This window comes from Bordetella sp. BOR01, assembly GCF_019218885.1.
Lineage (GTDB): Bacteria > Pseudomonadota > Gammaproteobacteria > Burkholderiales > Burkholderiaceae_B > Bordetella_A.
On the sequence record NZ_JAHUWT010000003.1, the window covers coordinates 1310030 to 1335939 of the forward strand.

Genomic DNA, 25910 nt, shown 5'->3' on the forward strand with positions numbered 1-25910 from the left:
GAGAACAACATGCATGGATTCTTTGCCGCGCAGGCGCGTCGCCGCGTGCTGATGATGTTGACGCTGGGGGCGGCCTGCGTGTCCGCGCCCATGATGGCGCGCGCCGCCGAGCCGCTGCGTGTCGTGGCCAGTTTTTCGATACTGGGCGACATGGCCCGGGAGATCGGCGGCACCGATGCGGCGGTGACCACATTGGTCGGCCCCGATGGCGATGCGCATGGATACGAGCCCACGCCGGCGGCCGCGCGTCAACTGGCCGGCGCCGCCGTGCTGGTCGAGAATGGCCTGGATTTCGAGACTTGGCTGCCGCGGCTGGTGAAGGCGGCCGGCTTCAACGGGCACGCCGTGGTGGCATCGAACGGCGTTGCGCCGCGCAAGCTGGCCGGGGCCGGGCACGGCCATGACCATGACGACCATGACCATGACCATGACCATGATCATGGCCACCATCACCAGCACGGCGACGTGGACCCGCATGCCTGGCAGAGCCTGTCCAATGGCGCGATCTACGCCCGCAATATCGCCGAGGGCCTGGCCGCCGCAGATCCGGCCCGGGCCGCGGCATATCGCCAGCGTGCACAGGCCTATATCGCACGCATCGAAGCGCTGGACGCACAGGTCCGCAAGGCCTTTGCCGATATCCCGGCGGCGCGGCGGCAGGTCGTGACTTCGCACGATGCCTTCGGCTACTTCGGCGATGCCTATGGCGTGCGCTTCATCGCTGTGGCGGGCATGTCCACCGATGCCGAGCCGTCGGCTGCCGACATGGCGCGCATCATCGAGCAGGTCAAGCGCGAGCATGTGCCGGCGGTGTTTGTCGAGAACATCACCAGCCCCGCGCTGGTGCAGCAGGTAGCGCGCGAAACCGGCGCCCGGGTGGGTGGTACGCTTTATTCCGACGCGCTGGCTCCGTCCGGAAAGCCGGCCGCGACTTACCTTGGAATGTTCGAATGGAATGCGCGCCAGCTCTCCGCTGCCTTGCAGCCGCAATGATCATGGCCTGCGCCGCGCCGGCGGCGCAGGCCCACCCGCACATGTGGATCGATGCCCGCGCGCGCATCGCCTTTGACGGGCAGGGCCGCATCGCCGCCATTCACCAGGATTGGCTGTTCGACGAAATGTTCGGTACCTACACCACGCAAGGCCTGGAAAAAGGCCCGGATGGCAGCTTGTCGGCGCAAACCTTGCAGGGCATGGCGCGCGACTGGATGAATGCCCTGGGCGAACCGGTGTCGCACTATTTCACGCGCGCGGCCGTCGGCGACCAGGTGCTGGCGTTTGGCGAACCGCGCGACGCCGTCGTACGCTGGAATCCGCAAGGCCAGCGCCTGACCTTGTCATTCACGCTGCCGCTGGCGCAGCCGGTGGCGCCGGGCAAGCAGGGGGTGCGCTTCGATATCTATGATCCCACGTACTTCGTGGCCTACGCCTTCGATGCATCGGGCGCATTGGCCCTGGCCGATGCGCCGGCTGGCTGCACCCAGGCCTACCAGCCACCGCGCGAACTGGATTGGAAAACCATGCAGCAACTGGCGGCCATTCCGGCCGACCCCGACGCCTTGCCTGAAGAATTGTTCGCCATCACCAAAGGGTTGACGCACCGCATCGAGGTGGCGTGTCGATGAGGCGTAGTCGTTGCGCGCTGTCGTTGCTGGGGTTGCTGGGCCTGTTGCTGCCCTTGGCGGCCTGGGCACAGGCCAGCCATCCTTTTGGCGTGCCCGAAAGCGGCGGCGGCGGCCTGGCCGGCGGCCCGGACTGGCTGACTGCACTATTGGGCCAGGTATCGGCCTGGCAAACCCATTTCTATCGGCAATTGACCGGCGCCGTGCGTGCCTGGCAGGCCGATGGCGCCGCCGCCTGGGGTTTGCTGGGGTTGTCGTTCGCCTATGGAGTGTTCCACGCATTGGGGCCGGGCCACGGCAAGGCCGTCATCGCGTCGTACGTGCTGGCCAACCGCCAGACCGCGCGCAATGGTGCGTTGCTGGCCTTGTTGTCGGCCTTGCTGCAGGCGCTGGTGGCGATCAGCCTGGTAGCGGTGCTGGCCTGGCTGCTCAATGCCACGGCGCCCACCATGAATCGCGCCACCCGCTGGCTGGAAACCGCGTCATACGCGCTGATCGTGACGCTGGGGGCCTGGCTGGTCTGGCAGAAGGCCGTGCGGCGCTGGCTGCGCCGCGCGGGCCGCCACGCGCATGAACCGGCGCCGGGACACTCGCACGGGCATGGCCATGCCCACGACCAGGGTCATGGGCATGGCCATGACGTTGCCGACTGCGGCTGCGGCCATGCGCATGCGCCCGCCGCCGAGCAGGTGGCCGGCCCGCTGGAATGGCGCAAGGCCGTCTCGGCCATCCTGGCGATGGGCCTGCGGCCATGCAGCGGTGCCTTGATTGTGCTGGTGTTTGCCTTGTCGCAAGGCTTCTTCGTCGCTGGTATTGCGGCCGCCCTGGCCATGGGAGTGGGTACGGGGCTGACGGTGGCGGCATTGGCCGTCGTGGCGGTCATGGCGGGCGGGGCCGCCACGCGTTTCAGCGCCCGCTTGTCGGCCGCCTGGGCGGCGCGCCTGCGGGGGCTGATCGAAGCGGTGGCCGCGCTCTGCATCCTGCTGCTGGGCCTGTTATTGCTGGGTGGGCAGGTGGCCGGCGGCGCCTGATATCGGGTGTCTGAGTGCCGACATGGCGGCCGGCGGCGTCGACAAGTGGATTTCCCCTGCAATCAATTTTGAGATGTTATATCATTCGTTTGTTTTTGGAATGATATAACATTAATGGGACGGGAAATGCATATCCAACCGCTGCCGCTGGCCGTGGCGCTTTCGCTGGTGCTGGCCCCTGCCGTTCAGGCGCAACAGGTCCAGGTCCAGGATCAGGCCCTGCCCGATGTGGCGCAAGCTCGGCAGGCGCCCACGCTGGCGCCGATCACGGTGTCGGCCAACCCCTTGGGCCTGGACCCCGACAGCATGGCGCTGCCTGCGCTGGTGTTAAGTGGTGATGCCCTGATCGAACGCCGCCAGGACACGCTGGGCAACACCCTGAACGGCCTGCCCGGCATCCATTCGGACACTTTCGGCGGCGGCGCCAGCCGTCCGGTAATCCGGGGCCAGACGGCGCCGCGCGTGAAAGTGCTGTCCGATGGATCGGAACTGATGGATGCGTCGAACATCTCGCCCGACCATGCCGTAACCACTGAGCCACTGCTGGCCGACCGCATCGAAGTGCTGCGCGGCCCCGCCACGCTGCTGTACGGCGGCGGCGCCATCGGTGGCGTGGTCAATGTGCTGGACCGCAAGATTCCCACCGCCGTGCCCGAAAAAGGCGTGGAAGCCGAAGCCGAAGTACGCGGCGCCACCGGCACCGGCGAGCGCGCCGGCACCGTGGGCATCACGGCGGGCACGGGGGAATTCGCGGTGCGCGTCGAAGGCCTGAAGCGCCGGTCCGACGACTACAACGTACCCGACTGGCCGGGCGGCGAACTGGAAGGCTCGTATAGCGAGTCTTCGCAAGGCTCCGTGGGCCTGTCGTGGATAACGCCGCGCGGCTACGTGGGGGTGGCATACACCTACCTGGAAAGCGAATACGGCCTGCCCGGGCACAACCACGAATACGAAGGGTGCCATCCGCACGGCACGCACCTGCATTGCGGCGGGCACGACCATGACCATGGCGGCCACGACGACCATGATCACGATCATGACCACGAGCACGAAGATCCGCCCTACGTGAAGCTGCGCAGCAACCGCATCGACCTGCGCGCCGAATATGCCGATCCATTCGCCGGCTTCGAGAAAATCCGCTTTCGTGGCGGGCTGACCGATTACCAGCACCAGGAAATCGAAGGCGGCGAAGTGGGCACCACGTTCAAGAACCGCGGCTACGATGCGCGCCTGGAACTGGAGCACAAGCCCTGGCACGGATGGCGCGGCGTGATCGGCGTCCAGAACGCCTACAGCGACTTCAGCGCAGAGGGGGAAGAAGCCTTCCTGCCGCGCAGCGAGACCCGTTCCACCGGCATCTTCCTGCTGGAAGAATATCGCCTGGCCGATTGGCGCTTCGAAGTCGGCGCGCGGCAGGACTGGCAACGCATCACGCCCGAGGGCGGCCAGCCGCGTTCGAGCGAGTCGGGCACGTCGTTGTCGGCCTCGGCCATCTGGGACTTCGCGCCCCAGTATTCCGTGGCCCTGTCGCTGTCGCGTTCGCAGCGCCTGCCGTCGGCGCAAGAGCTGTATGCCGACGGCGTGCACCTGGCCACCAATACGTATGAAATCGGCAACCCCGATCTGGGCAAAGAGACCTCGCACAATATCGACCTGACGCTGCGCAAGCACGAGGGCGACACCACCTTCAGCCTGAGCGCGTTCCACAACAAGGTGAAGAACTACATCTATGCCGATACGCTGGACCAGTTCGAGGACTTCCGCCTGATCGAATACACGCAGCGCGATGCCGAATTCACCGGCCTGGAAGGCGAGGTCCGGCATCAGTTCACCAAGGTTTTTTCGGCTGCGGTGTTTGGCGATTATGTGCGCGGCAAGCTGACCGGCGGCGATGGCAACTTGCCGCGCATCCCGGCCGCGCGGCTGGGTGTGCGCGCCAATGCCAAGTGGCAAAAATGGTCGGGTGGCGTTGAATACGCCCACGTGTTCCGCCAGAACGACATTGCGTCGTACGAGTCCAGCACGCCGGGCTACGACATGGTCAATGCCGTGGTCAGCTACCGCGACGGCCTGGGCGCGGATGCTGCCTACGAAGTCTATCTGCGCGGCACCAACCTGCTGGACAAGCTGGCCTACAACCACGCGTCGTTCATTTCGAAAGTGGCGCCGCTGCCGGGCCGCAGCGTGATGCTGGGGGTGCGGGTAACGTACTAGGCGGGGTGCGCTACGACTTGCGGCCGGCGCGCGGGTGTGCCTGGTCGTACGCCTTGGCCAGGTGCTGGAAGTCGAGCCGGGTGTAGATCTGCGTGGTCGAGATGTTGGCGTGGCCCAGCATTTCCTGCACGGCACGCAAGTCTTGCGCGGACTGCAGTACGTGGCTGGCGAAACTGTGGCGCAAGACGTGCGGGTGTACGTGGGCCGGCAGCCCGGCAGCCTGCGCCAACTTGGCCAATTGAACCTGCACGACGCGCGGAGCGATGCGTCGGCCGCGCGTGCCCACGAACAGCGCCGCGGCATCGGTGGGGGGCGCCGCCGCGGCGGCCAGTTGGGGGCGTGCCTCGATCCAGCGCTGCAGCGCGGCCAGCGCCGCTTTGCCCACGGGCACGGTGCGGCGCTTGCCGCCCTTGCCCAGCACCACGACTTCGGCGTCGGCCAGGTTCAGCCAGCTACGCGATTCGTAGCCGTCGGCACGTTCGTAGCGCAGGTCCAGCCCCACCAGTTCGGACAGGCGCAGGCCACTGGAATACAGTAATTCGAACATGGCGCGGTCGCGCAGGCCGGCCGGGTCGGTGGCCAGCCGATTGGTGGCGTGGTCGAGCAGCGCCTGCGCCTGTTCAACCGACAGCGCCTTGGGCAAGCCGCGCGGGGCCTTGGGGGCCCGCACGCCGGCGACCGGGTTGCCGGCCAGCCCGGCCGTGGGCGCCCACCATTGATAGAAGCCACGCCAGGCCGCCAGCACGCGCGCCAGGCTGCGCGGTCCCAGGCCTTGCGCATGCAGGCGCGCCACGAACTGGCGGATGTGGCCGTTGGCCAGTTGCTCTAGTGGCAGGTGCGTTGCCTGGGCCAGGTCAGCCAGTTGGCGCAGGTCGCGCCGGTAGGCGTCCAGGGTATGGGGCGAGTAGCGCCGATGGGCCCGCAGGTGGTGCAGCCATTCGTCCAGGGGCCGCGGCAGGGCTTCGGGCGGGGCGGGATCGGCGTGGCTCATAGCGTGGCAGGCCGGTTGCCGCCCAAGCCCGGTCAGGGCTGCGCGGCGGGCACGGCCAGCCGGCGCAGCGTGGCCGATGCCAGGCGGCCGATGGCCTCGAGGAATACGGTGCCCATTTCGGGGCTGAAGCGATCGGGGTCGTCGGATCCCAGTACCAGCAGGCCGACGCTGGGCTGGTCGGGTTCCAGCCGCAACGGTACCAGGGCCAGCGATTGCGGCTTGGCGTCGAGCCAGCCAGCCGCCTCGAATTCGGTATCGGGGCCGCAATAAGGCGCTTTCAGGCTGTCGGCGAAAGCGTGCACGTCGGGCGATACCGGCAGGCCGTAGCCTGAAGGCGGCTGGCCGGGCAGGTTCCAAAGACGCAAGGCAACGTGATTAAGGTCGAACTGTTCGGCCAGGCCCAGGGCGATCTCGCCGGGCAGGTGCTGCGGTTCGGTTTCGCCCAGCAGGCGGCAGCACCACTGCGACACGTGTTCGCCGATGGCCTCGTTGGAATCGGCATGGTGGGCCAGTTCGTTCAGGCGCCATTCGAGCTCGCGGTTGCGCTCGCGCAGCGTGAGGATCTGCCGTTCGCCCAGCGAGATGGCGCGCGCACCATGCGGGTGCGGCACCTGCAAGGTGGCGAAGACCTCGGCGTGCTGGTCGAAGAAGTCCGGATTGTTCTGCAGGAAATCCGCGACGTCCTGGGCGGTGAAAGCGGTATCGGTCATGAAGGCGTAGGGGCTAGGGCCATGGAAAAAACCTGTTTGTCGATATCGACCTGGCCCGTGAAGACGGAAGCGGCCGGGCCGGTCATGCGCAGGCGCTCGCCGTTCCAGTCGACCGTAAGCGTACCGCCGCGCGTGTGCACGCGTACAGGCGTATCGAGCAGGCCGCGCCGGATGCCGGCCGCCACGGCGGCGCAGGCGCCGGTGCCGCAGGCCAGCGTTTCGCCGGCGCCGCGCTCGTAGACACGCAGGCGGATGGTGTGGCGATCGACCACTTGCATGAAGCCGGCGTTCACGCGTCGCGCAAAGCGCGGATGGCGCTCGACCAACGGGCCGACGGCGGCCACCGGCGCGGTGTCGACGTCGTCGACCTGCTGCACGGCATGTGGATTGGAAATGGCCACGGCCGACACAAGTACGCTGCGCGGCAGCCCGGCGGGGGCGTCGGGCAGGTCGAGCTGCCACAGGGTGTCGTCGCCCTGAACGGTGGATGCCAGCCCCGCGGTGTCGAATGGCAGGGCGGCCGGATCGAACCGGGTGACGCCCATGTCGACCGTGACTTGTTCGTCGTCGCCCTCGTCCAGCACCAGGATGCCGGTGGCGATTTCGGCGCGCAGCGGGTTGCGGTCGGACAAGTGCTGCTCGTGCACGAAGCGCACGAAGCAGCGCGCGCCATTGCCGCAGTGCTCGACCTCGGATCCGTCGGCGTTGAAGATGCGGTAGCGGAAGTCGGCATCGGGCCGGGTGGCGGGCTCGACCAGCAGGATCTGGTCGGCGCCGATGCCGAAATGGCGGTCGGCCAGGGCGCGCGCGCGCTCGGGCGTCATGGCTATGGCTTGACGCACGCCGTCGAGCACGACGAAGTCGTTGCCCGCGCCATGCATCTTGGTGAAGTTCCAGATCATTGGCCGATTATCGCCCATTACGGCGCGGCGGTGTCGGCCGCCAAATAGTGCTAATAGAACTTGGCCTCGCCCAGCGGGCGGGTCTTGAAGCGGCGGTGCACCCAGTAGTACTGGCTGGGGCAGCGCCGCACCCAGGTCTCGATGTCGCGGTTCAGGCGCGCGGTGGCGTCTTCCAGGGTGCCGTTGCCAGGGAAATCTTCCAGGGGCGGCAGTACTTCGACATGGTAGCGGCCGGTGGCCGGGTCCCAGAAGTCGATTACGGGCATGACGGCGGCGTTCCATTTGCGCGCCAGTTGGGCGGTGGCGAGCAGCGTGGCAGCCGGCACGCCGAAAAACGGCACGAACACGGCGCCGTTGCGGCCGAAATCCATGTCGGGCAGGTAGTACACCGGGCGCGGCTTGCGCAGGTGCCGGATCAGTTCGCGCACGCCTTCTTTGCGGCTGACCAGGAACACTTCATTGAAGCGGGCTCGGCCCTTGCACACGATGGCGTCCACCGCCGGGTCGCTTTGCGGGGTGTACATGGTGGCGCTGCTGGGCAGTTCCAGGGTCAGGCGCGTGGCCGCGGCGTCCAGGGCCACGAAGTGCGGCGCCAGCAACAGCACGGGCCGTCCCTGGGCCACCAGGGTGTTGACGAGCTCGGTGCCATTTTCGGTGACCAGTTCGCGTACGGCTTCGGGGGTGCCATACCACAGCACGCCTCGGTCGACGATGGTTTGCGCCAGCGCGCGGAAGTGCTCGCGCAGCCAGCGTTCGCGCACCGCCTCGGGCTGGTCGGGAAAGCACAGCCGCAGATTCAGGCGCACGATGCGCGCGCGCGATCGGGCCAGTTTCGGGGCCAGCCAGCCCAGCGCAGCGCCGATGCGCTGGCGCGTGGCCGGGCGCATGCGGCCGAACCCTGCGAACAGCGCTTCCAAGGCCCGCGTCTTGAAGTCAGTCATGGGAAGCCGGGGTATCAGGGGGTGTGCTGGCGGCCATGGGGGGGATGGGCGGGGCGTTGCGCGGGGTTTTGTAGCGGTTGTAGCTCCACAAATATTGATGCGGAAAGCGCCGGATCAATATTTCCATGGAGGCATTGAACAGGGCGGCCCGGGCCTGCGGGTCGTCCGGCAGGGGCTCGGGCACGCGCGCGAAATGCACGCGCCAGCCGCGCCCGTGCGGCAGGCGCTCGCCCGCCACCACGACGACCGCCACCTTTGTTTGCGCGGCCAGCTTGCCCGGCAGCGTCATGGTGTAGGCCATGCGGCCGAAGAACGGTGCCCACACGCCCTCGCCTTCGCCGGGGGCCTGGTCGGGCAGCAGCCCCACCGTTTCGCCGCGCCGCAGCGCCCGCACGAATTCGCGCACGCCTTGCATGGTGGCCGGCACGGCCTTCAGGCCCGAGGTGTTGCGTGCGGTGGCCAGCAAGGGGGCCAGCGCCTCGATGCGCGGGGGCCGGAACATCACGGTGACCGGGGTGCGGCGGGCCACCGCCGCATAGCGCGCGATGATCTCGAAGCAGCCCAGGTGCGGCGTCAGGAACAGAATGCCGCGGCCTTCGGCAAGGGCGGCCTCGACCACGTGGAATTCGTCGGAGGTGGTCTTGGCCAGGCTTTCGGCGCTGCGGAACCAGACCTTGGGCATTTCCAGGATCATGGCGCCGGTCTCGGCCGCCGCGCGGCGCGCGAAGGCGGCATCGGCATAGCCGGCCTGGGCCGCGTTGGCGCGCAGCCGCTGGCGGTACCGGCCCGGCCAGGCATAGGTGAACAGGCCCGCAACCCGCCCCACTGCATGCAGCAGGGGCAGGGGAAGCAGGGCGACGGCGCGGAACAAGGCGAGGAGCAGCATGCGAGGCCAGGAGCAAGTGCGGCGCGCCGGACGCGTGCCGCGGTATATATCTATAGATTCAAGCGATCAGCAAGAAGTGGGCATTTTCGCCTAAAATGCCCCCAGTCGCCGAGTTAACCGACAACTTGCGGGGCGACGTCTGGGGCGCGGTGCGCGTTTCAGGCAAAATCCGCTAAAGCGTCGCGCCCAGATCGTCAAAGGCAGGTTCAGATCCGGGGCGCTACGCGCCTCGTTAAACCTGTGTGCCGGCGCCGCCGGTCTCGTAAGGACGTATCCGTGGCCAACAACGATTTCCTCTTTACTTCTGAATCCGTCTCGGAAGGGCATCCGGACAAGGTCGCCGACCAGATTTCCGACGCCATCCTCGACGCCATCTTTACGCAAGATCCCAACGCCCGCGTGGCCGCCGAAACGCTGTGCAATACCGGCCTGGTAGTGCTGGCTGGCGAAATCACCACCACGGCCAATGTCGATTACATCCAGGTGGCGCGCGACACCATTCGCCGCATCGGGTACGACAACACCGACTACGGCATCGACTACAAGGGTTGCGCGGTGCTGGTGGCCTACGACAAGCAGTCGCCCGACATCGCCCAGGGCGTGGACCGCACCTCGGAAGACTACCTGAACCAGGGCGCGGGCGACCAGGGCCTGATGTTCGGCTACGCCTGCGACGAAACCCCCGACCTGATGCCGGCCCCCATCTGGTACGCGCACCGCCTGGTGCAGCGCCAGAGCGAACTGCGCAAAGATGGCCGCCTGCCGTGGCTGCGCCCCGACGCCAAATCGCAAGTCACCTTCCGCTACGTCGACGGCCGTCCGGTCGAAGTCGATACCGTGGTGCTGTCGACCCAGCACGCGCCCGAAATCTCGCAGTCGGCCATCCACGAGGCCGTCATCGAAGACATCATCAAGCCCAGTTTTCCCGACGGCCTGATCACGCCCAAGACCAAGTTCCTGGTGAACCCCACCGGCCGCTTCGTCATCGGCGGCCCGCAAGGCGATTGCGGCCTGACCGGCCGCAAGATCATCGTCGACACCTACGGCGGCGCCTGCCCCCACGGCGGCGGCGCGTTCTCGGGCAAAGACCCGTCCAAGGTCGACCGTTCGGCCGCCTATGCGGCGCGCTACGTGGCCAAGAACGTGGTGGCCGCGGGCCTGGCGCGCCAGTGCCAGGTGCAGGTCAGCTACGCTATCGGCGTGGCCGAACCCATCAACATCACGGTCTATACCGAAGGCACCGGCGTCATCCCCGACGACCAGATCGCCAAGCTGGTGCGCGAGCACTTCGACCTGCGTCCCAAGGGCATCGTCAACATGCTCGACCTGCTGCGCCCCATTTACACCAAGACGGCGGCGTACGGCCATTTTGGCCGTTCCGAACCCGAGTTCTCGTGGGAAACCGCCGACAAGGTCCAGACCCTGAAGCAAGCGGCCTGATCCGGCAGCAAGAAACCGCAGGGCCTGTCCCGGCCCTGGGCCCAGCCTCTGGAATGCACAGGGCGCTGGGCCGTTTTTCTTGGGGCCGGGCTGGTTACTTCGCCGGTTTTCTCGCGGCCGGGTCGATATCCGCTTGCGGCAGGTTGGTTCGCAGCAGCGCCATCTGTTGCGGCGAAAACAGCTGCTTGCGCAACTGGACCAGGGCCTTGCCGAATTTCTTCTCGATCTGGTCCCCGAACGCGGACATCATTTCGGCCATGTAGATGTCGTGGCGGATCAGGGTCTCGGCCATGCGCACGATGGCGGAATTGGTGGTGTAGGCGCCCGTCAGGGTCTCGCCCAGGTTGGCCGTCAGCGCGACCCGGTAGTCGATGGCCAGCGTGAACAGGTTGTCGGCGCCACCGACGCGAAAGCCATTGCCTTCGTGCAGGTAGATCTTCGAATTGGCGCCGAAGCGTAGAAATTCCACGTCTTCGCCAAACACGACGAACACCAGTTTCACGCCGCGCGCCGCGGCTTTTTTCATCTTGGCGGCATGCTCGCGCAGGATGTCTGTCGACGCCTTGATCCACACATGTTCCGAGGCGCCGTCGATCAGTTCATTGATTTTTTCCTGGATGCGTTCCTGGCCTTCGATGCTCCAGACGACATTCGGATCTTCTTCCGACCCCAGGTTGTCCAGGCTTTGCTTCAGGCGGCTGCAGACGGTGCTGATGTCATCTGAGATATCGCCCAGCAGCACCGCCGGATCCACGGGCACATAGCGGGCCGGGCTTTCGCTGACAGGCTGGACCGCGCGTTTCTTGGCCAGGCCTTCCAGCGCGCCATACGTATTGGCGCGAGGCAGGCCGCAACGCTTGCTGATTTCGTAGGCCGTGGCCGGACTGGCTTGCAGCAGGCTTATGTATGCGCTGGCTTCGTATTCGGAGAAACCCAGGCGCTGTAGATCATGGACCGGATCCGCAGCGTTCCTGCGTTTTGCGGCAGGCTTGGCCGCTACGCTCTTTGACATATGACGCGCCCTTGTTGAGGTGCTTTCCAAGAAATCCCTGGGCCACAAAGTGTAATGCCGAACCCTGGCGGCGATGGGCTGCCCGCACGCCACGATGGCAGCGTCCGTCACGCGCTTGACTTTTAGTAGTAGCTATAACTACTATTAATTTTAGCCCGGAGGCAACGCACGACCATGAGCCATGAAACCCACATCCAGGAACTGCAGCAGCGGCGCAGCAAGGCCTACGCCATGGGCGGGGAAGAACGCCTTGCGAAGCGTCGCGCCCAAGGTGTCCTGAACGCGCGCGAACGCCTGGATGCGCTGCTCGACCCGGGTAGTTTCTGCGAGTCCGGATTGCTGGCCACGTCGTATCGTCCGGAAGCGCGCGAGAAGACGCCGGCCGATGGCAAGATCGCCGGCTTCGGCGCGATCACCGGCCGCCCAGTGGCAGTCGTGTCGAACGATTTCACTGTCATGGGGGCATCCAGCAGTGTCGTCAACGGCAAGAAAATCAAGCATGTGCGGCAGGTGGCGGCCGATTCCGGCATGCCCCTGGTCCTGCTGGGCGAATCGGCCGGCGCGCGCATGCCCGACCGGATGGGCGCGGCAGGCCGCGCCATCCTGGGGCAGGATCCCACCGAATATCTGCGCGACCGCCGCACGCCCTGGGTGTCGGCCCTGCTGGGCAACTGCTATGGCTCGTCCACCTGGTACGCCTGCCTGTCCGATTTTGTCGTGATGCGCAAGGGCGCCACCATGGCGGTTGCCAGCAGCCGCGTCACGGAATTGGCCATCAAGCAGGCGGTGGATGCCGAAGACCTGGGCGGCTGGAAACTGCACACCGGCACGACCGGCATTGTCGATGTCGCGGTCGATACCGATGAGGAAGCGCTGGAAGTCATCAAGCGTTTCCTGAGCTACCTGCCCAGCCACAGCGGCGAGGCACCGCCGGTGGCACCCGTGCCGGCAGGGTCCGATGACGCCATGGCCGATATCCTGGACATCGTGCCTGAGTCTCGCGCCAAGACCTACGACAGCCGGGAGGTGATCCGCCGGTTGCTCGACACGGACAGCCTGTTCGAGCTCAAGCCGCGCTTCGGCAAGTCTATTGTTACCGGGCTGGGCCGCATCGCCGGGCGCACGGTGGGCGTGCTGGCCAATAATCCCAAGTTCAAGGGCGGCGCCATCGATGTGGACGCCTGCGCGAAGGCCACCAGCTTCCTGGTGTTGTGCGACTCGTTCAATATTCCCCTTGTTTTCCTGGCAGACCAGCCCGGCTTCCTGATCGGCATCGATGGCGAGAAGCGCGGCGCGCCAGGGCGCATCATGAACTGGATGAACGCGCTCTCCCAGGTGACCGTGCCGCGGTTTGTCATCACCCTGCGCAAGAACTACGGCCAGGCATACCTGAACATGGGGGGCGGGCGCAATAGCGATGAAGCCGCGGCCTGGCCATGTGCCGATTTCGGCTTCATGGATCCGGCAACCGCCGTCAACGTCCTGTACGGCGTGCGCCACGACGAAGACCCCGAGAAATTCCAGCAGCTGGTCGAGCAGATCAACCAGGACAACGCCCCCTGGGCGCTGGCGTCCTTGTATGAAGCCAAGGACGTGATCGATCCGCGCGAAACGCGTGCTTACTTGAAGCGCCTGCTGGCCATCCATTCGCGCAAACCCTCGGGGGGCATCGGCGCGCACCGGCTGGCCTGCTGGCCCACCAGCTACTGAACCCGATAACGATCTTCAAGGAAACGCCGCCATGTCCACTATCAACATTCCCAGCGACATCACCGGTACGGTCTGGAAAATCCTGGTCAAGCCGGGCGACAAGGTTGCGGAGGATGACTCGCTGATGATCCTGGAGTCCATGAAAATGGAGATCCCGGTAACGGCACCCGAGGCCGCTACCGTGCAAGAGATATGCGTGACCGAAGGGCAGACGATCTCGGAAGGCGAGCTGGTGGCCGTGCTGAAAGCTTGAGCCGCAATCCCGTTTCCGCCAGGAGCCAATCCATGCCATCGCCCTCAGCGGCCGGGCCCATCATCGAACAGGCACGCCGCCAGGGCGGGCGGTCGCTGGACGAGCCCACGGCAAAACACGTTCTGTCTTTGTATGGACTGCGGGTGCCCCGGTCCATGGTCATCAGGGGGGCGGCAGATGTCCGGCCTGCGGCCGAAAGCCTGCGGGGCCCGTTCGCGCTGAAGCTGATGTCCCCCGACGTACTGCACAAATCCGATTTTGGCGGGGTGAAGCTTGGCCTGCGGCATGCCGATGAAGTGCTTGCGGGCATGGATGCGATGTCGGCTCGTTGCGCCACGGCGGGCCACCGATTAAGCGGTTTCCTGCTGGAAGAGATGGCCGCGCCCGGGGTTGAGCTGGTCATCGGCGGTTTTCGAGACCCGTCATTCGGGCAGGTGGTCATGATCGGCCTGGGCGGCGTGTTCGTCGAAGTCTTGCGCGATGTCGCGTTTCGCATTTGCCCGATTACCCCGCTGGATGCCCACGAGATGCTCGATGAACTGCAGGGCGCCGCGCTGTTGCGGGGGGCCCGGGGCGGCACGCGCATCCCCGACGAAGTGCTGACCGCGACGCTGCTGGCCATCGGCGGCGATGGCGGCCTGCTGACCCAGCACGCCGACAGCATCGCAGAGCTCGACATCAACCCACTGATCGTATCGGCCGACGGCGCGGTGGCCGTCGATGCGCGCCTGATGCTTTGCCCGCACGGTGAGCCAACGTGATCCTCGACTCGCAGCATGTCTGGCCTGGCGCCCGCCCGCCTGAAAACTTCAAGGCGCTGTTCCGTCCGGCCACCATCGCGGTGGCCGGCGTGTCCGCCAAGAGCGCCGGGCAGGGCAACAAGTTCATCCAGCGCCTGCGCGCAGCCGGATACCCAGGAAAGATCTACCCCATTCATCCCACCGAAAGCCAGTTGGAAGGGCTGCCCGCCTATCCGTCCTTGGCGGACACGCCCGAACCGATCGACTACGCCTTCATCGCCATTCCGGCCGTAGCGGTGCCGCCGTTACTGGCGTCGGCCAAGCATCGGGTCCGCTACGCGCAGGTCATGTCCAGCGGTTTTGGCGAAGGCGGGCGCGGCGGCGGCCTGCGCGCCGCCCTGCTGCAGGCCGTGCGACAGGGCGGCATGCGACTGCTGGGGCCCAATTGCATGGGCATCTACTCGCCATCGGGGCGGGTCACGTTCACGGATGGCCAGATGGGCGATGCCGGCGTGGTGGGCATCCTGTCGCAAAGCGGGGGCCTGTCCATCGACATCGTGCGCAGCGGCGAATACCGGGGGTTGCGCTTCAGCGGGGTGGTATCGCTGGGCAACTGCCTGGATGTCGACTCCAGCGACCTGCTTCAGCATTACCTGGACGACCCCGGCACGCGTGTCATCGGCGCCTATATCGAAGACATCCGCGACGGGCGCCGCTTCTTTGAATTGCTGCGCGGCGCGCGGGCGCGCAAGCCCGTGGTGCTGTTGAAGGGGGGGCGTACCCGGCAAGGGCAGCGGGCGGCGGCATCGCATACCGGTTCGCTGGCCAGCAATGACCAAGTGTGGCGTGCGCTGGCGGCACAGACGGGTTCGATCCTGGCCGATACGATGGAGGACTTCATCGACGCACTGGTTGCGCTGGAACACGAAAGCACGCGTGCCTGCGCGTTCGACGGCCGCGTGATCCTGTTCGGCAATGGCGGCGGCGCCAGTGTGCTGGCCGCCGATGCGCTGGGCAGGCTGGGCGTGGATGTGCCGCCGCTCGGGGCCGGCACGGTTGCCGCCCTGGAGCAACTCGGCATTCCGCCGGGGGCGGGTATCGAGAATCCGCTGGACGTGCCCGCGAATATCCTGCAGCGCGACCGCGGGGCGCTGGCGCGCCGCATTCTTGACACAGTGGCCGCCACCGAACGGCCCGGCGCCGTGGTCATGCACCTGAACCTGCCTGTCATCCTGGGTTATCGACAGGGCGAATTGCTGGATGAACTGGTGCACGCCGCCATCGGGCTCAAAGCCATGCTGCCCGCCGCGGTTCGCTTGTTGCTGGTGCTGCGTTCGACCGGCCAGCCAGAGCTGGAAGCAAAGCGCCAGACGTATGCCAGCCTGGCCATGCAATCGGGCATTCCGGTTTTCTTCAGCTTGCCGGCGGTGGCGCAAGCCCTGGCCGCCCTGCACAGGTATTCCCGCTTTCGCCAGTCGCGCCCGGAGACCCCATGACCATGCCTCGTCCTTTCCGCAAAGTCCTGGTTGCCAACCGGGGAGAAATCGCGTTGCGGATTATCCGGGCCTGCCGCGAAGCCGGCCTGCAGTCTGTGCAGGCCTATTCCGAGGCCGACCAGGAAACCAGGGCAGTACGCATGGCCGACCAGGCCGTATGCATCGGCGGCCCGAAGCCCGCCGACAGTTATTTGAACGCCGCCGCGCTGCTCGAGGCCGCCCGCCGCACGGGGGCCGATGCCGTGCATCCCGGATACGGGTTTCTGTCAGAAAACGCGGACTTCGCCGAGCAGGTCGAACAGGCCGGGCTGGTGTACATCGGCCCGCAGGCCCAGGTCATTCGCACGATGGGCGACAAGATCGCCGCGCGGCGGTGCGCCGAGGCTGCCGGCGTGCCCGTCATACAGGGGTCGGCCGCGGCGGTTGCGTCGGTGGAACAAGCCGTGGCCATGGCGCACCGGGTGGGATACCCCGTGCTGATCAAGGCCGCGGCAGGTGGCGGCGGGCGCGGCATGCGTGTTGCGCACGATGATGCCGAACTTGCCGAAAGCATGGAGCGCGCGGTCGCCGAAGCCCAGGCGTCGTTCGGTTCGGGCGAGGTCTACATCGAGAAATTCCTTGAGCGGGTCCGGCACATCGAGGTGCAAGTGGTTGGAGACGGCCAGCGCGTCATCCACCTGGGCGAGCGAGACTGCTCGTTGCAGCGCCGGCACCAGAAGCTGGTTGAAGAAGCTCCCGCTGCCATCCTGAGCCCGGCGACGCAGGCGCGGATACGGGCGGCGGCGACCAAGCTGGCCGAGTCGATCCACTATCGCAGCGCGGGTACGGTGGAATTCATCGTAGACCCCGTGACGCAGGCGTTTTATTTCATTGAAATGAATACCCGCATCCAGGTCGAGCATCCGGTCACGGAACTGCTGACCGGCCTGGACCTGGTGAAACTGCAATTGTCGATCGCCGCCGGCCGGCCCCTGGACTTGCGCCAGGAAGACGTAGACCTGCGCGGGCACGCCATCGAACTGCGGATCAATGCCGAAGACCCGGACAAGGGCTTTCTGCCCCGCAGCGGTCGCATCGTCGAATTCGAAATGCCGGCCGGACCGGGCGTGCGGGTCGATACCCATGCCTACGCGGGCTATTGCCTGCCCGCGCACTACGACTCGTTGCTGGCCAAGCTGGTGGTCTGGGGACAGGACCGCGAAGAGGCTTTGGCCCGCATGGGCCGCGCCTTGTCCGAGGCTCGCATCGAAGGGTTCGCCACCACGCTGTCGTTTCACCGGCGCCTGCTGGAAGAACCCGCCTTCCTGAATAACGAGGTGCACACGCGGTTCATCAAAGAGCACATGTACAGCAAGCATCCGATGCAGCGCTTGCTGTGACAGGGCATGCGGCACAGGCCTGGCCGCCCTGAGACAAGCCCTGCTTTACGGCACTTTCAGGCCGAGGAGACACTAAGATGAGAAAACACGTTCTTGGGGTATTGGCTTTTCTCGCGATGTTGCCGCTGCAGGGCACCGTTGCGCAATCCGAAATAAACAGGGAAGTGCAGTTCATTGTGCCCGCCGGCCCCGGCGGTTCGCTGGATGCGGTAGCCCGGAAGCTGCAGGAACTGCTGGTGGCGAAAAAGCTGGTCAGCGATATCGTCGTATTGAACAAGCCCGGGGCATCGACCCAGATGGCCTTGAACGTACTGGACCAGCATGTCGGGGATCCGCATTATTTGATGACCCTGGCCACGTCGATGGTCAATAACAACTATCTGGGCAACATCAAGGTCTCGTACAAAGATTACACGCCGGTCGCGATGCTGCTCGATGGCTATGTCGGGGTGCTGGTGCGCAGCGATTCGCCGTTCAAGACGGCCATGGATCTGGTGGCGCACCTGAAGAAAGACCCCGACGACTTGAATATCGCCATCGCCGCGACCCTGGGCAATGACGTGCATGTGGGGGTGGCCAAGCCCTTGATGCATGCGGGGGTCGATATCTCGAAGCTGACGTTCGTGCCGTTCAAGTCGTCTGGCGAGTCCATTACCAATCTGATCGGCGGCAACGTCGATGTCGTGGGCGCGACCACGCCCACCATCATTCCGGCGCTGCAGACCGGGAAGGTGCGCTTGTTGGTGATCGGCGCGCCGCAACGCCTGCAGGGGGTGTTGAGCGATACCCCCACCTGGAAAGAGCTGGGCATCGATGTCGTGACCTCATCGCCGCAGGGCGTGCTGGCGCCCAAGGGCATTTCGCCCGCCCAGGTCAAGTTCTGGGAGTCGGCCTTGAAGCAAGTGTCGGATACCGAAGACTGGCGCGTTTTCCTTGAGAAAAACCAGTGGGCGCCGCGTTTCCTGGATGCGCAGCAAACCTCGGAGATGCTGGCGGCGGAAACGCAAAGTGTCGAGCAAGTGCTGGGCAAGCTCAAGGTCGGGAAGTCGCCTGACGGCAAGTAGACGGGCGGCTACCACACGGAATCGTCGCTGCCCGGCGGGCGCACGTGCCTGGCAAAGCGCTGCACCAGGAAGTCCACGAACGCCACGGTCTTGGCCGGCAGGTTCAGGCGTTCGGGGTACAGGGCGTGAATATCGGCGGGCGGCGTGTTCCAGTCGGGCAAGACGGGCCGCAAGCGCCCCGACCTGAGATAGGCCGCGGTTTCCCATTCCGACCGCATCACGATGCCATGGCCGGCCAGGGCCCATTCCAGCGCGCTCTGGCCATCGTTGGAACTGAGCGGCCCGCGCACTTTCACGGTTTCGACGCGCTGCCCCGCCTGCAGGTGCCAGGTGCCATAAGCCACATCGTTCTCGCGCACCACGATGCAGCGGTGCCGCTGCAGTTCGCCTGGCGTGCGCGGTTCGCCGTGGGCGCGCAGGTAGTGCGGCGAGGCACATAGCAGGCGGTGGTTCGAGGCGATCTTGCGGGCCGTCAGCCGCGCGTCGGGAATCTCGCCGAAGCGCACTGCCACATCGAACCCTTCGTCCATCAAGTTGACCGGCCTGTCGGTCAGCCGCATCTGCACTTCCACTTCGGGGTACTGCTGCGCGAAGTCGGACACGGCCGGCACGATGTGGGCGCGGCCGAATCCGAACGTGGCATTCAGGCGCAGCAGTCCGCGCGGCTGTGCGCGAGCGCTGGCGACATTGCGTTCCAGGGCTTCCAGGTCGGCCAGGATGCGGCCGCCTTCGGCCAGGTACAGCTCGCCTTCCTGGGTGACGCTGACGCGTCGCGTGGTGCGGTTCAGCAAGCGCACGCCCAGCCGGCGCTCCAGGTTCGCCAGCCGGGTGCTGACCGCAGGCGGCGTCAGGCCCAGTTCCCGCGCGGCGGCCGACAGGTTGCCGTGCTTGACCAGCAGCGAGAAGAAAGCCAGGTCGGACATGGCATCCATGAGGCACCTTGCTTCAATTATTAAATAAATTTAAATAAAGCTTTATTTATGAATTAATTATAAGAACAAAATAGGCCTATACACTGCCTGCACAACATCAACCAGGGTGGCTCACCGCTGCCCAGCCCAAAGGAGACTCGATTCATGACCCCATTTCATTCCCGGCGCGCCGTGCTTCTGGCCACCCTGGCCGCCTGCTGTAGCGCGGCGGTGCCCGCCCTGGCGCAGGACTTTCCGCAGCGGGCCATCACGCTGGTGGCGCCGTTCGCGCCCGGCGGCAGCGTGGACATCACCGCGCGCCTGATCGCCGATGCCTGGGCCAAGCAGCTGGGCCAGAGCGTGGTGATCGAGAACCGCGCCGGCGCGTCCGGCAATATCGGCATGACCGCCGTGACCCGGGCCCAGCCCGACGGCTACACGCTGGCGATCAATACGATGTCGCTGGCGATCAACCCGTCGTTGTTCAAGACCATGCCCTTCGACACGGTGAAAGACCTGCGCTCGGTGGGCACGGTGGCTACCTCGCAGCACGTGCTTACCGTGACCAACGGCTTGCCGGTCAATAGCGTGGCCGAACTGCTGGAATACGTGCGCGCGCGCCCGGCCAACGATGTGAGCTTCGGGTCGGCCGGCACCGGCAGCACTTTCCACATGGCCGCCGAACTGTTCAAGTCGGTGTCCCAGACCCAGATCCTGCACGTGCCCTACAAGGGGGGCGGCCCGGCCATGCTGGACACCATCAGCGGCCAAGTGCAGATGAGCTTCCCGGTGTTGTCGGCCGCCAAGCCGCAAGTCGATGGCGGCAAGCTCAAGCCCCTGGGCGTCACCGGCAAGACGCGTTCGCCGCTATTGCCCAACGTGCCCACCATCGCCGAATCGGGGCTGCCCGACTATGAATTCAACACCTGGTTCGTGATCAGCGCGCCCGCCGGCACGCCGCAGGCCGTGGTGGATACGCTCAATGCCAAGCTGGGCGATGCGCTGCGTTCGCCCGAAGTGGTCGACCGCATGAAGCGGGAAGGCTTCGAGCCACTGATATCCACCCCCGCCCAGGCCGACCAGATGGTGGCCGCCGAGATGACGCGCTGGGCAGGGATCATCAAGGCCGCCGGCATCGAACCCAACTGATGCCGGCAACGTTCGCGGCGACCGGCCGCGGGCCGTACCTTACCGAGGAACTTCGATCATGCGCGGCATGACTCTATACGACAAACTGGTGGCCAGCCACGAAGTGGCCCGCATCGACGGCGAGCATGTGCTGCTCTACGTAGACCTGCACATCATGAACGAGTACACCAGCCCGCAGGCCTTCAGCGGCCTGGCCGCCCGCGGCCGCCGTGTGTTGCGGCCGGGCCAGCAGATGGCGGTGGTGGACCACGTGATTCCCACCCATGCCGTGCCATCGGCGGCGCGCGTGATCCAGGAACCGGCCTCGTCATTGCAGGCGCGCAACCTGAAGCGCAACTGCGACGAGCAGGGCATCGTGCTGTTCGACACCACCGATCCGCTGCAAGGCATCGAGCATGTGGTGGCGCCCGAGCACGGCATGATCCTGCCGGGCATGGTGGTGCTGTGCGGCGACAGCCACACCACCACATACGGGGCCTTGGGGGCGCTGGGATTCGGCATCGGCACGTCCGAGGTCGAGCACATCCTGGCCACCCAGACCCTGGTGTACCGCGTGGCGCGCAACATGCGCGTGCGCATCGACGGCAGTTTGCCCGCCGGCGTGTCGGCCAAGGACCTGGTGATCTACGTGGTGCATCGCCTGGGCGCGCAGGGCGCGCGGGGCTATGCGGTCGAATACTGCGGGCAGGCCATCGACGGCTTGTCCGCCGAAGCCCGCATGACCCTGTGCAACATGACGGTCGAAGCCGGTGCGCGCGCCGCGCTGATCGCGCCCGACGACACCACGCGGCGCTATGTAGAGGCCCACGCGCCGCATCTGGCCGGCACCGACCTGGACCTGGCGCGCGCACACTGGCGCACGCTGTATTCCGATGCCGGCGCGCGCTTCGAGGCTGAACATGTGTTCGATGCCGCCCTGATCGCGCCGTTCGTGACCTGGGGAACCAGCCCCGACCAGGCGGTGCCGGTGACCGGCACGGTGCCGGATCCCGATGCCGAGCCCGACACGCTGGCGCGCATCGCCCTGCGCAAGGCCATCGACTATATCGGCCTGGCGCCCGGCATGCCCATTGCCGGCGTGCCGATCGACCGCGTGTTCATCGGTTCCTGTACCAATGGCCGTATCGAAGACTTGCGGGTGGTGGCCGGCCTGGTGCGCGGGCGCAAGGTGGCGCCGGGGGTGCGCGCCATGGTCGTGCCGGGGTCGGGCGCCGTGCGGGCGCAGGCCGAAGCTGAAGGCATTGCCGCCCAGCTGATCGAGGCGGGCTTCGAATGGCGCCAGCCCGGCTGTTCGATGTGCCTGGCCATGAACGACGACATGTTGCGTCCGGGCGAGCGCTGCGCATCCACCACCAACCGCAATTTCGAGGGCCGCCAGGGACGCGGCGGACGCACGCACTTGATGAGCCCCGCCATGGCCGCCGCGGCCGCGCTGGCCGGCCGGATCGTCGATGCGCGCACACTGGAGCAGGCAGCATGAGCACGGTTTCTGTCATCGCGGGCGTCGCGGCGCCCTTGCCTTTCAGCAATCTGGACACCGACCAGATCATGCCCAAGCAGTTCCTGCGCATCGTCGACAAGGCCGGGCTGGACCGCGGCCTGCTGTATGACCTGCGTTTTGACGAAACCGGTGCGCCGCGCACCGATTTCGTGCTGAACCAGCCGGCCTACGCCGGGGCGTCGGTGATGGTGGCGGGCCCGAACTTTGGCTGCGGATCCAGCCGTGAGCACGCGGTCTGGGGGCTGCAGCAATTCGGCATCCGGGCCGTGATCGCGCCGAGCTTCGGTGAGATTTTTTTCTTCAATGCCCTGAACAACGGCCTGCTGCTGGTGACGCTGCCCGCTGCGGACGTGGACGCGCTGCTGCAGCGCGTGTCCCGGCCCGCCGACGCCGGGGTCGAGATCGACGTGCTGGCCGCGACGGTCAAGGCCGCCGACGGCTGGACCGCGTCGTTTCCGATGTCGGCCCGGCATCGCGACATGTTCGCGCATAACCAGGATATGGTGGGCGCCTCGCTGCGGCAGCTGGATGACATCGAGCGCTACGAGGCCAGGCATTGGGCCCGCCATCCCTGGATGCGGGACGTCGCGCAGCGCGTGCGCGCGCGGCTGGACGCCGCGGGCTGACGCGCTAACGCTATTCACTGGGAGCACACCTTGTCCGAGACGCTATTCGATTTGCCGCTGCGAACCTTCCAGGTCAATGGCACCCGCATCGCTGCCCGCGTGCAGGGCTCGGGGCCGCCATTGCTGCTGTTGCACGGGCATCCGCAAACCCATGTGATCTGGCACCGCGTGTGGCCCGGGCTGACGCGTTATCGCACCTGTATCGCGGCCGACCTGCGCGGCTATGGCGATAGCGGCAAGCCCCCGGCCTCGCCCGACCACGCGGCACATTCCAAGCGCGAGATGGCGCGCGACATGGCCGAATTGATGAGCGCATTGGGGTTCGATACCTTTGACGTGCTGGCGCACGACCGCGGCGCGCGCGTGGCGCATCGCCTGGCCCTGGACCATGCGGCGCGGGTCGGGCGCATGATGCTGCTGGACATTGCGCCGACGCTGGATATGTACGAAGGTACGACGCGCGCCTTCGCCCAGGCGTATTACCACTGGTTCTGGCTGATCCAGCCGGCGCCGCTGCCCGAGACCATGATCGGGCACGATCCGGCCTTCTACGTGCGGTCGGTGATGGGCGGGCGGCCTGGCGGGCTGGCCCTGTTCGCGCCGCAGGCCCTGGCCGAGTACGAGCGCTGCGCGCGCCTGCCGGGCTGGGCCACCGGTATCTGCGAAGACTACCGCGCCTCGGCCACCATCGACCTGCAGCACGACCGCGACGGCCGCCAGCGTGGTGAACGGTTGCGCCAGCCGGTGCGGGTGTTCTGGGGCGAGCGTGGCGCGGTAGGGCGCAATTTCGATGTGCTGGGCCTGTGGGGCGCCGTGGCCGACGACGTCACTGGCCGCGCCCTGCCGGGCGCGCATTACCTGGCCGAGGAAGTGCCCGAGCAGGTGCTGGAAGAAGCGGCCAGACTGTTCGGCCAAGGGTAAGAGGCGCAGCGGGGGGAAACCTACCCGCTACGCCAGCAGGGCCATCTAAAAAGGGACGCACTGCGGATGGTAAGCTGCGCCGCATGAGCAACACCCCTTCGAAGGGCGGCAACGCGCCCGATTCCATTTGCGCCGACGCCTCGCAGCAAGCCTTCATCGCCACCGATTCGCCCTGCGTGGCGGTCTGCTCGACCCTGTTCGACGAAATCTGCCGCGGCTGCGGACGGACGGCCATGGAAGTGTCCAACTGGGTGTTCATGACCGACGAAGAAAAACAAGCCGTCTGGCAGCGCATCCGGGCGCAGGGATATCCGCGGCGCAAGGGGTGACCGCTGTTCGACTTGGCACGAGTCAGCGTCGACAAGTACGTGCGCACCCTGTCGCTCATTGAAAGCCGCACCATCATCGCAGCGAAGCGGCGTTCGATTTCTTCAGGCTCATCAGGATCTGCAAGCCGCTCTGATGGCGGATCTCACCCGTTTCGCAGGACTTGCAGATTCCGCCGACGTAGAGACCATCGATGACGGTCTCGGCAAACAAGCCCGACTTGTAGTTGTGCCGCGCATCAGTCTCGACCCGATACCATTCCCGATCGCCGATGCGTACCAGATCGAGCGGCTTGCGAATCCCGGCATCGCGGCCGGTTGCGCGCAGCACGGCGCGCAGGCGGAAGTACTGCTGGAGCGGCGAGGCATAGAGCGAATGCAGCTTGGCGATGTCGTCGTCGCCTTCCATCTGTTTGGCGCGCATCAGGATGGTGCAAGTCTCTTGCGTTTGTTTGCAGGCTTCGCTTTCGCAAACGAGTTGCACCCGGCGGAGCCCGGTCTTGGAAAGTTTCCCCTGCGGCGATCCGTCCACCACCCAGCCCTCGGGTATTGCGATAGAGAGTCCGTAGGGCATCACGATGGTCTCGGCCCGCGAGACCTGCACTCCGGCCGAAAGCGCCAGCGCGGCGAACAGCGCGACGAGGGGAGGTATGCGTGGCTTGCTCATGCTTCGGCCTCCGGTCGGTGGTCTTCCTTGTCGCCCCAGCGATCGACGGTGCGCTCGAAGATGGCCAGTTTGTCGAGGTCGAGCGCGCGCAGGGGCAGGATCAGGGGTTCGCTTTTCTCCCACAGCACGATGAGATGCTCGCCCTGGCGCTCGATCCCTTCGAAGCCGATCGCCTCGAAGTGGTTGCACCAGCCGTCCTGGCAGACTTCGAGCCTGTCCTCGTAAAGCTGCACCTTGTACTCATGGGCCTGCACCCGCTTGTGCATCCGCTGGGCAAGCTGGTACCCCTGCCGCCGCCGTGACCACGGGTGCAAGAGAATGATGATGGTAATGATCGCCCAGACACCCAGCACATATCGCCAAAAGAAGCCGGTGGACAGCTCGATGAAGAGTGGAAAGGCGTAGCGGAAGGGAACACGCGCGGGATCCAGCAACCAGAGAAAGCCGAAAATCAGCGGCACGATGAAGGCGGTGACCAGGAAGGCGAGGATGAAGCCGCGCCGCCGCCGCCGCCGCATGCCGGGGCGTTCCATCTGCCAGCCGATCGCGACGGCGCGGTCGGTCTCGTTGAACTGGAACCGGGATGTCAGCAACGATTGCTGATCAGAGCGTGCTTCTCGCTCCAGCAGGCCGTGATCCGCCGCGGCGAGGCCGGCATGGCAGGATGCGGCCCATGCCTCGATACGCGCGACCTGCTCGTCGGACAGCACGCGCAGCGGCAAGGCAAAGACGTCCTCGATGTCCTTGAGTGAGACGAGAAGATGCGTGGGTGTCCGGACGACGCCTTTGATGCGCGAGCAGGCGAGAACGGTCTTGCGCCCGGGTAGCGTCACAGCGAGGCCGCCGGGTTCGAAGCGATAGGTCGCGTCGACGGGCTGGTCGAACCGCTCGTCGCGGTACCAGCGCCGCAAGCGATTGCGAACGATCGCGGGGTGGATGGCGTAGAAGAGCAGCACCGGCAGGGCGACGATCAGAATGGGCAAGCCGTCCAGGCCGAACAGGTCAGGAATGAAGCGGGAAGCGAAAGCACCGATGCCCTGACGGCCGCTCTCTTGCCAGGACGAGAAACTTATCACCAGCAGCAGCACGATCACCACCCACGCCAGCAGGTGCAGCAGGCACCGCCGCCCTGCGGCGAACAGATCGGAATAGGTGAAGAGCGCGGCCGCTATCCGGTCCTGCAAGTCGATCGGGGCCTCGATCGTCAATGTTCCGTCCCGCTCGCCGGTGGCGTTGCTCTCCATCATGCCGCGCGATGTCCGCCCTTCGTCCCGGAAAAAGCCCCGCTCAGCCATACGGCCTCCGTCATCGTCGAACAAGAATTTAGCATTCTCGATAAAGTGATACTGGCGGCTGCCCTGCTCCCGATTATCCGAATCCATGATGCCTTAACGCACCCACCCCTGTCAGAACCCCGT

At 66.1% G+C, this 25910-nt stretch carries 25 protein-coding genes; 16 read left to right on the plus strand and 9 right to left on the minus strand.

The window, feature by feature from the left end; all coding sequences use genetic code 11:
- Window positions 1-9 precede the first annotated feature (9 nt).
- The 4 genes from KW845_RS21110 (at window position 10) to KW845_RS21125 (ending at window position 4867) form a co-directional block, all read left to right on the plus strand.
- On the plus strand, window positions 10-993 hold the full coding sequence (locus KW845_RS21110) for a metal ABC transporter solute-binding protein, Zn/Mn family (protein ID WP_218371274.1): 984 nt from the start codon (window positions 10-12) through the stop codon (window positions 991-993).
- 41 nt (window positions 994-1034) lie between these two features.
- Window positions 1035-1625 (plus strand): DUF1007 family protein, encoded by a 591-nt coding sequence (locus tag KW845_RS21115; RefSeq protein ID WP_255592849.1) that lies wholly within the window; start codon window positions 1035-1037, stop codon window positions 1623-1625.
- Window positions 1622-2653: a nickel/cobalt transporter gene (locus KW845_RS21120; protein ID WP_218371276.1), complete on the plus strand. Its 1032-nt coding sequence runs from the start codon at window positions 1622-1624 to the stop codon at window positions 2651-2653. Before KW845_RS21115 ends, KW845_RS21120 begins: the two co-directional genes overlap by 4 nt.
- A gap of 126 nt (window positions 2654-2779) precedes the next feature.
- The gene (locus tag KW845_RS21125; RefSeq protein WP_218371277.1) at window positions 2780-4867 is read left to right on the plus strand and encodes a TonB-dependent receptor domain-containing protein; all 2088 of its coding nucleotides are present in this window, start codon (window positions 2780-2782) and stop codon (window positions 4865-4867) included.
- Between the two features lie 10 nt (window positions 4868-4877).
- On the opposite strand, the gene xerC is transcribed toward KW845_RS21125, so the two are convergent.
- Genes xerC through KW845_RS21150 form a run of 5 tightly spaced genes read right to left on the minus strand, consistent with a single transcriptional unit; the run spans window position 4878 to window position 9345 of the window.
- The gene (gene xerC / locus KW845_RS21130; protein WP_218371278.1) at window positions 4878-5858 is read right to left on the minus strand and encodes a tyrosine recombinase XerC; all 981 of its coding nucleotides are present in this window, start codon (window positions 5856-5858) and stop codon (window positions 4878-4880) included.
- A gap of 32 nt (window positions 5859-5890) precedes the next feature.
- Window positions 5891-6568: a DUF484 family protein gene (locus KW845_RS21135; RefSeq protein ID WP_218371279.1), complete on the minus strand. Its 678-nt coding sequence runs from the start codon at window positions 6566-6568 to the stop codon at window positions 5891-5893.
- Window positions 6565-7488 carry a diaminopimelate epimerase gene (dapF, locus tag KW845_RS21140; RefSeq protein ID WP_218371280.1) on the minus strand — a complete coding sequence of 308 codons (924 nt, stop codon included), beginning with the start codon at window positions 7486-7488 and terminating at the stop codon, window positions 6565-6567. Before dapF ends, KW845_RS21135 begins: the two co-directional genes overlap by 4 nt.
- A gap of 32 nt (window positions 7489-7520) precedes the next feature.
- A complete protein-coding gene (locus KW845_RS21145) occupies window positions 7521-8411 on the minus strand; it encodes a lysophospholipid acyltransferase family protein (protein ID WP_218371281.1) in 891 nt (296 codons plus the stop codon).
- Window positions 8404-9345 (minus strand): lysophospholipid acyltransferase family protein, encoded by a 942-nt coding sequence (locus KW845_RS21150; RefSeq protein ID WP_370628274.1) that lies wholly within the window; start codon window positions 9343-9345, stop codon window positions 8404-8406. The genes KW845_RS21145 and KW845_RS21150 overlap by 8 nt, the downstream gene beginning before the upstream one ends.
- 228 nt (window positions 9346-9573) lie before the next feature.
- Between KW845_RS21150 and metK the strand changes: the two genes are divergently transcribed.
- Window positions 9574-10737: a methionine adenosyltransferase gene (gene metK, locus KW845_RS21155; protein ID WP_218371283.1), complete on the plus strand. Its 1164-nt coding sequence runs from the start codon at window positions 9574-9576 to the stop codon at window positions 10735-10737.
- A 94-nt stretch (window positions 10738-10831) separates the two neighbouring features.
- Here the strand turns inward: metK and KW845_RS21160 are convergent, their stop codons facing one another.
- Complete coding sequence (locus KW845_RS21160; protein ID WP_218371284.1) at window positions 10832-11749, minus strand: TrmB family transcriptional regulator; 918 nt, start codon at window positions 11747-11749, stop codon at window positions 10832-10834.
- A 174-nt stretch (window positions 11750-11923) separates the two neighbouring features.
- Between KW845_RS21160 and KW845_RS21165 the strand changes: the two genes are divergently transcribed.
- The 6 genes from KW845_RS21165 (at window position 11924) to KW845_RS21190 (ending at window position 18391) form a co-directional block, all read left to right on the plus strand.
- Window positions 11924-13459: an acyl-CoA carboxylase subunit beta gene (locus KW845_RS21165; RefSeq protein WP_218371285.1), complete on the plus strand. Its 1536-nt coding sequence runs from the start codon at window positions 11924-11926 to the stop codon at window positions 13457-13459.
- A 31-nt stretch (window positions 13460-13490) separates the two neighbouring features.
- Window positions 13491-13712, plus strand: coding sequence for a biotin/lipoyl-binding carrier protein (locus KW845_RS21170; RefSeq protein WP_218371286.1), 222 nt, complete (start codon window positions 13491-13493; stop codon window positions 13710-13712).
- Between the two features lie 32 nt (window positions 13713-13744).
- The gene (locus KW845_RS21175; protein ID WP_218371287.1) at window positions 13745-14473 is read left to right on the plus strand and encodes an acetate--CoA ligase family protein; all 729 of its coding nucleotides are present in this window, start codon (window positions 13745-13747) and stop codon (window positions 14471-14473) included.
- Window positions 14470-15948 (plus strand): CoA-binding protein, encoded by a 1479-nt coding sequence (locus KW845_RS21180; protein ID WP_218371288.1) that lies wholly within the window; start codon window positions 14470-14472, stop codon window positions 15946-15948. The genes KW845_RS21175 and KW845_RS21180 overlap by 4 nt, the downstream gene beginning before the upstream one ends.
- Before the next feature lie 2 nt (window positions 15949-15950).
- Window positions 15951-17327 carry an acetyl-CoA carboxylase biotin carboxylase subunit gene (gene accC, locus KW845_RS21185; protein ID WP_218371448.1) on the plus strand — a complete coding sequence of 459 codons (1377 nt, stop codon included), beginning with the start codon at window positions 15951-15953 and terminating at the stop codon, window positions 17325-17327.
- 77 nt (window positions 17328-17404) lie between these two features.
- On the plus strand, window positions 17405-18391 hold the full coding sequence (locus KW845_RS21190; RefSeq protein WP_218371289.1) for a tripartite tricarboxylate transporter substrate binding protein: 987 nt from the start codon (window positions 17405-17407) through the stop codon (window positions 18389-18391).
- A gap of 8 nt (window positions 18392-18399) precedes the next feature.
- Here the strand turns inward: KW845_RS21190 and KW845_RS21195 are convergent, their stop codons facing one another.
- Window positions 18400-19323 (minus strand): LysR family transcriptional regulator, encoded by a 924-nt coding sequence (locus KW845_RS21195; RefSeq protein ID WP_218371290.1) that lies wholly within the window; start codon window positions 19321-19323, stop codon window positions 18400-18402.
- Window positions 19324-19467: 144 nt separating this feature from the next.
- Between KW845_RS21195 and KW845_RS21200 the strand changes: the two genes are divergently transcribed.
- The 5 genes from KW845_RS21200 (at window position 19468) to KW845_RS21220 (ending at window position 23828) form a co-directional block, all read left to right on the plus strand.
- The gene (locus KW845_RS21200) at window positions 19468-20451 is read left to right on the plus strand and encodes a tripartite tricarboxylate transporter substrate binding protein (protein WP_218371291.1); all 984 of its coding nucleotides are present in this window, start codon (window positions 19468-19470) and stop codon (window positions 20449-20451) included.
- Between the two features lie 58 nt (window positions 20452-20509).
- On the plus strand, window positions 20510-21931 hold the full coding sequence (gene leuC / locus KW845_RS21205) for a 3-isopropylmalate dehydratase large subunit (protein WP_218371292.1): 1422 nt from the start codon (window positions 20510-20512) through the stop codon (window positions 21929-21931).
- Window positions 21928-22578 carry a 3-isopropylmalate dehydratase small subunit gene (gene leuD, locus KW845_RS21210; protein ID WP_218371293.1) on the plus strand — a complete coding sequence of 217 codons (651 nt, stop codon included), beginning with the start codon at window positions 21928-21930 and terminating at the stop codon, window positions 22576-22578. Before leuC ends, leuD begins: the two co-directional genes overlap by 4 nt.
- 30 nt (window positions 22579-22608) lie before the next feature.
- The gene (locus KW845_RS21215; RefSeq protein WP_218371294.1) at window positions 22609-23499 is read left to right on the plus strand and encodes an alpha/beta fold hydrolase; all 891 of its coding nucleotides are present in this window, start codon (window positions 22609-22611) and stop codon (window positions 23497-23499) included.
- 83 nt (window positions 23500-23582) lie between these two features.
- Entirely contained in the window at window positions 23583-23828 is a 246-nt protein-coding gene (locus KW845_RS21220; protein ID WP_218371295.1) for a DUF1289 domain-containing protein, read from the plus strand.
- Window positions 23829-23901: 73 nt separating this feature from the next.
- On the opposite strand, the gene KW845_RS21225 is transcribed toward KW845_RS21220, so the two are convergent.
- Window positions 23902-24492 (minus strand): hypothetical protein, encoded by a 591-nt coding sequence (locus KW845_RS21225; protein ID WP_218371296.1) that lies wholly within the window; start codon window positions 24490-24492, stop codon window positions 23902-23904.
- A complete protein-coding gene (locus KW845_RS21230) occupies window positions 24489-25874 on the minus strand; it encodes a YcxB family protein (protein WP_218371297.1) in 1386 nt (461 codons plus the stop codon). The genes KW845_RS21225 and KW845_RS21230 overlap by 4 nt, the downstream gene beginning before the upstream one ends.
- Window positions 25875-25910 lie beyond the last annotated feature (36 nt).